Raw genomic sequence first — 6,569 nt, forward strand, 5'->3', positions numbered from 1 at the left:
CACCACCCTCGTCGAGAGCACGACTGGGCGGCCGCCTCGATCCGCAGCGACGGCGACGCGCTCGACGTACGCCTCCCGGCCCGCGGCGTGCACTACGCGGTCGACGCCGCTGCCGCCGTCTCCACCGCGCGCGCCGTGCTCGCCGACCGCTTCGACCCGGCGGTGACGGCCGCCGCCCTGTCGGCGATCGACCCCGTCTTCGGCCGCGGCGAGATCGTGCTCGTGCGGGGTCAGGAGGTCGAGTTCGTGCTGGTGCAGAACCCCGCGAGCTACCGGCTCAACATTGCTGAGATCCCCGAGGGCACCGAGCAGATCATGCTCGCGATGGGCTCGGACGTGCGCGACCCCTCATACTTCTGGCCCGTGGACACGTCGGTGCTGCGGCGGGTTCGCGTGGTCTCCGGCTCGAAGGCCCACGAGGCCGCGCTGCATCTGCGCTACGACGGAGTCGTCGTGGATGAGGTCGACGAGGATCTGGCGCGGGCACTCGACGGCTTCCTCGCCCTGCCGACACCGGAATCCGGACGCAAGACGATCGTCTTCTCGGCCGACTCGATGCGCCGGACCCGCGCGCATCTCCACCTCGTCACGAACGGCGAGGAGACCTCGTGACCATCCTGCGCATCGCGGTGCTCGCCCCGCACCTCCTCGACAGCAACGGGGATGCGGCCAATGCGCGCGTCCTCGCCGCCCGGGCCCGCTGGGCGGGCATCGAGACCGATGTGGTCCCGCTGATCACTCCTGCCGACGCCGTGACTCGGCCGGACGTGCTGGTCGCGGGTACCGGCGCGGACGAGGACCTGCCCGCCGTACTGGACCTGCTCACGTCGGTTCGTTCCGACCTGCACGAGTGGGCCGAGCAGGGTACGCAGGTCGTCGCGGTCGGAGCCGGCTGGGAGCTCCTCGCCGAATCGATCGCCATGACGACCGGAACCGTCGCGGGCATCGGCCTCTTCCCCGGCCGCTCCGTCGCGGGGGAGCGCGCGACCGACGACCTCCTCCTCGAGAGCGCGGACGGCGTCCTCGTCGGTTTCGAGAACCACGAGCGCCGCATGACCGGGATCGCCCCCGAGGACGCGCTGGGTCGTGTGCTCCACGGAACCGGCGACGGGGCCGGCTTCGACGGATTCCGCTCGGGAGGCCTGCTCGGCACGCACCTGCACGGACCGCTCCTGGCCAAGAATCCGGTGCTGGCGGACGCGATCCTGCGGCGCGCGCTCGGCGACGCCTACGCAACCACCGACGGGCGCATCCGAGAGGTCGACGAGACGGCACGAGCCGCCCGCGATGTCATCACGAAGCGGCTCGGTGTCGACCGGTAGCGCGTCGACTGGTAGCGTGTCGATCGTCAGATGTCGGTCATCAGACGCCAACGCCCCGACCGGGGCGAGCGCTAGGGGCGCTGCTCTTCGAAGAGCCGCGCGGACTCGTCGTGCCAGCTCTGCGCGATGCTGGAGAGCTTCTCCTGGTACTTCTTGCCGTGGTGTGCGCAGAACAGAAGTTCTCCGTTGTTCACGACCACGCGGATGTACGCCTGCGCGCCACAGCTGTCGCAGCGGTCGGCGGCGGAGAGCTGGTGGGCACCGGCGAGTTCGTCCACGCCGTTCTGGGTTGCTGTGGTCGACATGACTTGGCCTCCTGCACTCGTTCTTCGATCTCTGCTTAGTAGAGCCCATCCAAGCACGCGATTGTTTCCGCGCGGAGTCGATCGGGCGGCATTTCGCTCTGCGCGTAGGGGCACCGCGTCGCGGGGCTGCCGTGCCAGCGCCGTGCGCCATGCGACGGCGGCCCGAGCCGATCGCGAAAGTAGACTGGGCGGATGGCCTCCACCGACTACAACGCCCGGCACCTCTCCGTCCTCGAGGGCCTCGAGGCGGTCAGGAAGCGCCCCGGCATGTACATCGGTTCGACCGATTCGCGCGGCCTCATGCACTGCCTGTGGGAAGTCATCGACAACTCCGTCGACGAAGCGCTGGCCGGGCACGGCACCGAGATCAGCGTGCTGCTGCACGCCGACGGGAGCGTCGAGGTCCGCGACCGGGCGCGCGGCATTCCGGTCGACATCGAGCCGAAGACGGGACTCTCCGGGGTCGAGGTCGTGTTCACGAAGCTTCACGCGGGCGGCAAGTTCGGCTCCGGGTCCTACGCGGCGTCGGGCGGCCTGCACGGGGTCGGGGCGTCGGTGGTCAACGCGCTCTCGGAGCGCCTCGATGTGGAGGTCGACCGCAACGGCCGCACCTATCGGATGTCGTTCCACCGGGGGGAGCCGGGCCGCTTCGCCGATGCGGGGGAGCCCACCCCGGACGCGCCGTTCACCCCGTTCGAGAACGGCTCCGAGCTGACGGTGGTCGGGAAGGTCGCGAAAGGCGTCACCGGCACCCGTGTGCGCTACTGGGCCGACCGCCAGATCTTCACCAAGGGCGCGTCGTTCCAGACGGACGACCTCGTGACGCGAGCTCGGCAGACCGCTTTCCTCGTTCCCGGGCTCACGCTCGACATCGTCGACGACCGGGCGGAGGAGCGCCGCGCGAGATGTTCCGCTACGACGGCGGCATCTCGGAGTTCGTCGAGTTCCTCGCGCCCGACGCGCCGGTGACCGAGGTGCTGCGCTTGACCAGGTCCGGAACCTTCACCGAGACGGTCCCCGTGCTCACGCCGGGCGGGGCGATGGTCCCGACCGAGGTGGAGCGCACCTGCGAGGTCGACATCGCGCTGCGCTGGGGAACCGGCTACGAGACCGTGATGCGCAGCTTCGTCAACATCATCGCCACGCCCAAGGGCGGGACCCACCAGACCGGGTTCGAGCAGGGCCTCCTGAAGCTGCTCCGTTCACAGGTCGAGGCCAACGCGCGCCGTCTCAAGGTCGGCTCGGACAAGCTAGAGAAGGACGACGTGCTCGCCGGTCTGAGCGCGGTCCTGACCGTCCGCCTCCCCGAGCCGCAGTTCGAGGGCCAGACCAAGGAAGTGCTCGGCACCCCGGCTGTGCGCGCCATCGTCGCCTCCACGATCGTGTCGACGCTCGGCGCGGTCTTCTCCTCGACGCGGCGCGAGGACAAGGCGCAGACCGCTCAGCTGCTCGACAAGGTCGTTGCCGAGATGAAATCGCGGATCTCGGCGCGCGCTCACAAGGAGACCCAGCGCCGCAAGAACGCGCTCGAGTCGTCCTCGCTGCCGGCGAAGCTCGTGGACTGCCGCAGCAACGACGTCGAGAACAGCGAGCTGTTCATCGTCGAGGGCGACTCGGCGCTCGGAACGGCCAAGCTGGCCCGGAACAGCGAGTACCAGGCGCTGCTGCCGATCCGCGGCAAGATCCTCAACACCCAGAAGGCGAGCATCGCCGACATGCTCTCGAACGCGGAGTGCGCGTCGATGATCCAGGTGATCGGAGCCGGCTCCGGCCGCTCGTTCGACCTGTCTGCCGCGCGCTACGGGAAGATCATCCTGATGAGCGACGCCGATGTCGACGGCGCGCACATCCGCACGCTGCTGCTCACCCTGTTCTTCCGCTACATGCGCCCGTTGGTCGAGGCGGGGCGGGTCTTCGCCGCGGTGCCGCCCCTGCACCGGCTCGTGGTGATGAACGCGGGGAAGAAGCCGAACGAGACGATCTACACCTACTCCGAGAAGGAGCTGCAGAGCGTGCTCGCCGCGCTCGGCAAGGCCGGACGCCGCTACCAGGACCCGATCCAGCGCTACAAAGGCCTGGGCGAGATGGACGCCGACCAGCTCGCGACGACGACGATGGACCGGTCCCGCCGCACGCTGCGCCGTGTGCGGGTCGCCGACGCCGAGAACGCGGGGCGTGTCTTCGAGCTATTGATGGGCAATGAGGTGGCGCCGCGCAAGGAGTTCATCGTGCGCGGCTCGGAGTCGCTCTCGCGGGACCGCATCGACGTGTGAGCCGCGACGGCCGAGCGATCAGAAGAGCTCGGGCGCCGCACCGATGCTCGCGATGGGCGCCGAGAGCGCGACTCCCGAACCGTCGCGCTTCATCCCGGAGTCGGGAAGCGATGCGACCGAGCCGTCCGCTTCGAGCGCGTGGGCGGGGCCGGGGCCGACCCAGGCGACGCCGAGGGCGGTCTCACCCTTGAGGAAGCGGTGCGCACGAACGCCGCCCGTCGCTCGGCCCTTCGCCGGGAACTCCGAGAACGGCGAGACCTTGGCGCTGCCGGTGTCGGTGCCCGAGAGCGCCCAGCTGTCGACGGCGACGGTCGCGACCACCGCCTCCTCACGGTCGGAAGCGGCGACGACGGCGAAGTGGACCACGTCGTCGGTCTCAGCGAGCTTCACGCCCGCCATCCCCGCTGCGGTGCGGCCCTGCGGCCTGACTGAGGAGGCGCCGAAACGCAGAAGTTGGGCCTCTCCGGTCACGAAGACCAGCTCGTCGTCGTCGGTCGACGGGGCCGCTCCGACCACGGCGTCTTTGGGCTTGAGCGCGATCAGGTCGATGTCGGGCCGGTTCGGCAGGTCGCCAGGAGCGACGCGCTTGACGATGCCCTGCTGGGTGCCGAGCGCGATCGGACGAGTGTCGTCGAGGGCGACGAGCGCGAGGATCCGCTCGTCCTTCGCGAGATGAGGGAGGTAGTCGGCCATCCTGACTCCCGCGCCCAGCTGCACGGAGGAGGCGGGCACGGACGGGACGTCGACGGGGGAGAAGCGCAGAAGGCGCCCCGCCGTCGTGACGGCACCGATCTCTGTCCGTGTGGTCGTGTCGAGCGTGCTGATCACAGCGTCGTGCTGGGAGCGGCGGGTCGCGCGCTCGGGGTGCGGCGCGGCCGCCGGGTCTCGGTCGACGCGCACCATGCGGCCCGTCGTGCTGAGCAGGACACGACACGGCACGTCGGCGATCTCGAGCACGGCCGCAGCGGCCTTGCGCCCGGTCGTCGCGACGGAGGCGCGGGCCTCCGTCAGCAGCGTCCGGCGCGGCGTCCCCAGGCGCTGGGCCACCTCGTCGAGTTCGTCGGAGACGAGCTCGTCGATGCGGGCTCGACTGGCGAGCAGCGCCTCCAGCTCGGCGATCTCGGCGAGCAGAGTGTCGCGCTCGGCCTCGAGCTCGATGCGTGAGAACTTCGTCAATCGGCGCAGCTGGAGTTCGAGGATGTAGTCGGCCTGCAGCGTGCTGAGGTCGAAGACCTCGATCAACCGGGCCCGTGCGGCGGCCGTGTCGTCGCTGCCGCGGATGAGCTGGATCACCTCGTCGATGTCGAGGATCGCGACGAGCAGACCCTCGACGAGGTGCAGGCGCTCCTGGCGCTTGCGCAGCCGGTAACGGGAGCGGCGAGTGACGACCTGCACGCGATGGCCGATGTAGACCTGCAGCAGCTCCTTCAGGCCGAGAGTCCGGGGGCCGCCGTCGACCAGGGCGACGTTGTTGATCGAGAAGGCGTCCTCGAGAGGCGTGTAGCGGTAGAGCTGCTCGAGCACCGCCTCCGGGCTGAAGCCGGTCTTGATGCCGATGACCAGGCGCAGGCCGTTGTCGCGGTCCGTCAGATCGGTGACGTCCGAGATGCCGCTGAGCTTCTTGTTCTGCACGCCGTCCTTGATCTTGTCGATCACCTTCTCGGCGCCGACAAGATACGGCAGCTCGGTGACGACGAGGCCCGACTTGCGTGCGGTGATGCTCTCGACTGAGACCCTGGCGCGGGTCTTGAAACTACCGCGACCGGTCGCGTACGCATCGCGGACACCCGCCAGACCGACGATGGTGCCGCCGCTCGGGAAGTCCGGGCCGGGCACGAACGACATCAGGTCGTCGAGGGAGGCGTCGGGGTGCGCGATGAGGTGGCGTGCCGCTCCGATCACCTCGATCAGGTTGTGCGGAGCCATGTTCGTCGCCATGCCGACAGCGATGCCGCTCGCGCCGTTGACCAGCAGGTTGGGGAACGCCGAAGGCAGCACCTCCGGCTGGTCGTGGGAATTGTCGTAGTTGGGGACGAAGTCGACGACGTCCTCGCCGAGGTGCTCGGTCATCGCCGTGGCGGCGGGCGCGAGTCGGGCCTCGGTGTAGCGTGCAGCCGCCGGGCCGTCGTCGAGCGAGCCGAAGTTGCCGTGGCCGTCGACGAGCGCCACCCGCATGGTGAAAGGCTGCGCGAGCCGGACGAGGGAGTCGTAGATAGACGCGTCCCCGTGCGGGTGCAGCTTGCCCATCACCTCGCCGACCACCCGCGCCGACTTCACGTGGCCGTGGTCGGGACGCAGGCCCATCTCGCTCATCATGTAGAGGATGCGGCGCTGCACGGGCTTCAGTCCGTCACGCGCATCGGGCAGGGCCCGCGAGTAGATGACCGAGTACGCGTACTCGAGGAACGAGCCCTCCATCTCGGCCGAGACGTCGACGTCCTCGATGCGCTCGGTGAGCGAGGATCCGGGGGAGGGGGCTGCTGCGTTCATGACTCACTTCGGTGGCGGGCGCGGGACGTCGGTGGGGCGATGACCCGCGCCGGTCGTGACGGGCGGCTCCCGGCGGGAGCGACGAGCGGAGACGGTACCGCGCCGACGGGGCCGGCACCGCTGCGGCGCCGCCGTGCCCGTGCGCGTCGACCCGGCCGGGCGATGGGCTGTGCGACACT

4 protein-coding genes and 1 pseudogene are annotated in these 6,569 nt (G+C 69.8%); 3 read left to right on the plus strand and 2 right to left on the minus strand.

All coding sequences use genetic code 11. The annotated features are described in order from the left end of the window. Together ACH61_RS13355 and ACH61_RS13360 are read left to right on the plus strand one after the other, a co-directional pair. Positions 1-612, plus strand: a 612-nt coding sequence (locus tag ACH61_RS13355) for a MurT ligase domain-containing protein (RefSeq protein WP_153038881.1), incomplete at its 5' end; no start/stop codon positions are given. Beyond that, positions 609-1,322 (plus strand): type 1 glutamine amidotransferase, encoded by a 714-nt coding sequence (locus ACH61_RS13360; RefSeq protein ID WP_068212872.1) that lies wholly within the window; start codon positions 609-611, stop codon positions 1,320-1,322. The genes ACH61_RS13355 and ACH61_RS13360, both read left to right, overlap by 4 nt. A gap of 71 nt (positions 1,323-1,393) precedes the next feature. Here ACH61_RS13360 and ACH61_RS13365 read toward each other — a convergent pair whose 3' ends face one another. Next, positions 1,394-1,627 (minus strand): DUF7455 domain-containing protein, encoded by a 234-nt coding sequence (locus ACH61_RS13365; RefSeq protein ID WP_068212876.1) that lies wholly within the window; start codon positions 1,625-1,627, stop codon positions 1,394-1,396. A 192-nt stretch (positions 1,628-1,819) separates the two neighbouring features. Here ACH61_RS13365 and ACH61_RS13370 point away from each other — a divergent pair. After that, a pseudogene (locus ACH61_RS13370) lies at positions 1,820-3,900 on the plus strand (DNA gyrase/topoisomerase IV subunit B). A gap of 18 nt (positions 3,901-3,918) precedes the next feature. On the opposite strand, the gene ACH61_RS13375 reads toward ACH61_RS13370, so the two are convergent. Beyond that, the gene (locus tag ACH61_RS13375; protein ID WP_068212879.1) at positions 3,919-6,390 is read right to left on the minus strand and encodes a DNA gyrase/topoisomerase IV subunit A; all 2,472 of its coding nucleotides are present in this window, start codon (positions 6,388-6,390) and stop codon (positions 3,919-3,921) included. Positions 6,391-6,569: the final 179 nt, after the last annotated feature.

It is taken from the genome of Rathayibacter tanaceti, from assembly GCF_001634385.1.
GTDB classification, from domain to species: Bacteria; Actinomycetota; Actinomycetes; order Actinomycetales; family Microbacteriaceae; genus Rathayibacter; species Rathayibacter tanaceti.

Coding starts and splice junctions, on each gene's coding strand:
- ACH61_RS13365 (WP_068212876.1), bottom strand. CDS start 1,627: ATGTCGACCACAGCAACCCAGAACGGCGTGGACGAACTCGCCGGTGCC.
- ACH61_RS13375 (WP_068212879.1), bottom strand. CDS start 6,390: ATGAACGCAGCAGCCCCCTCCCCCGGATCCTCGCTCACCGAGCGCATC.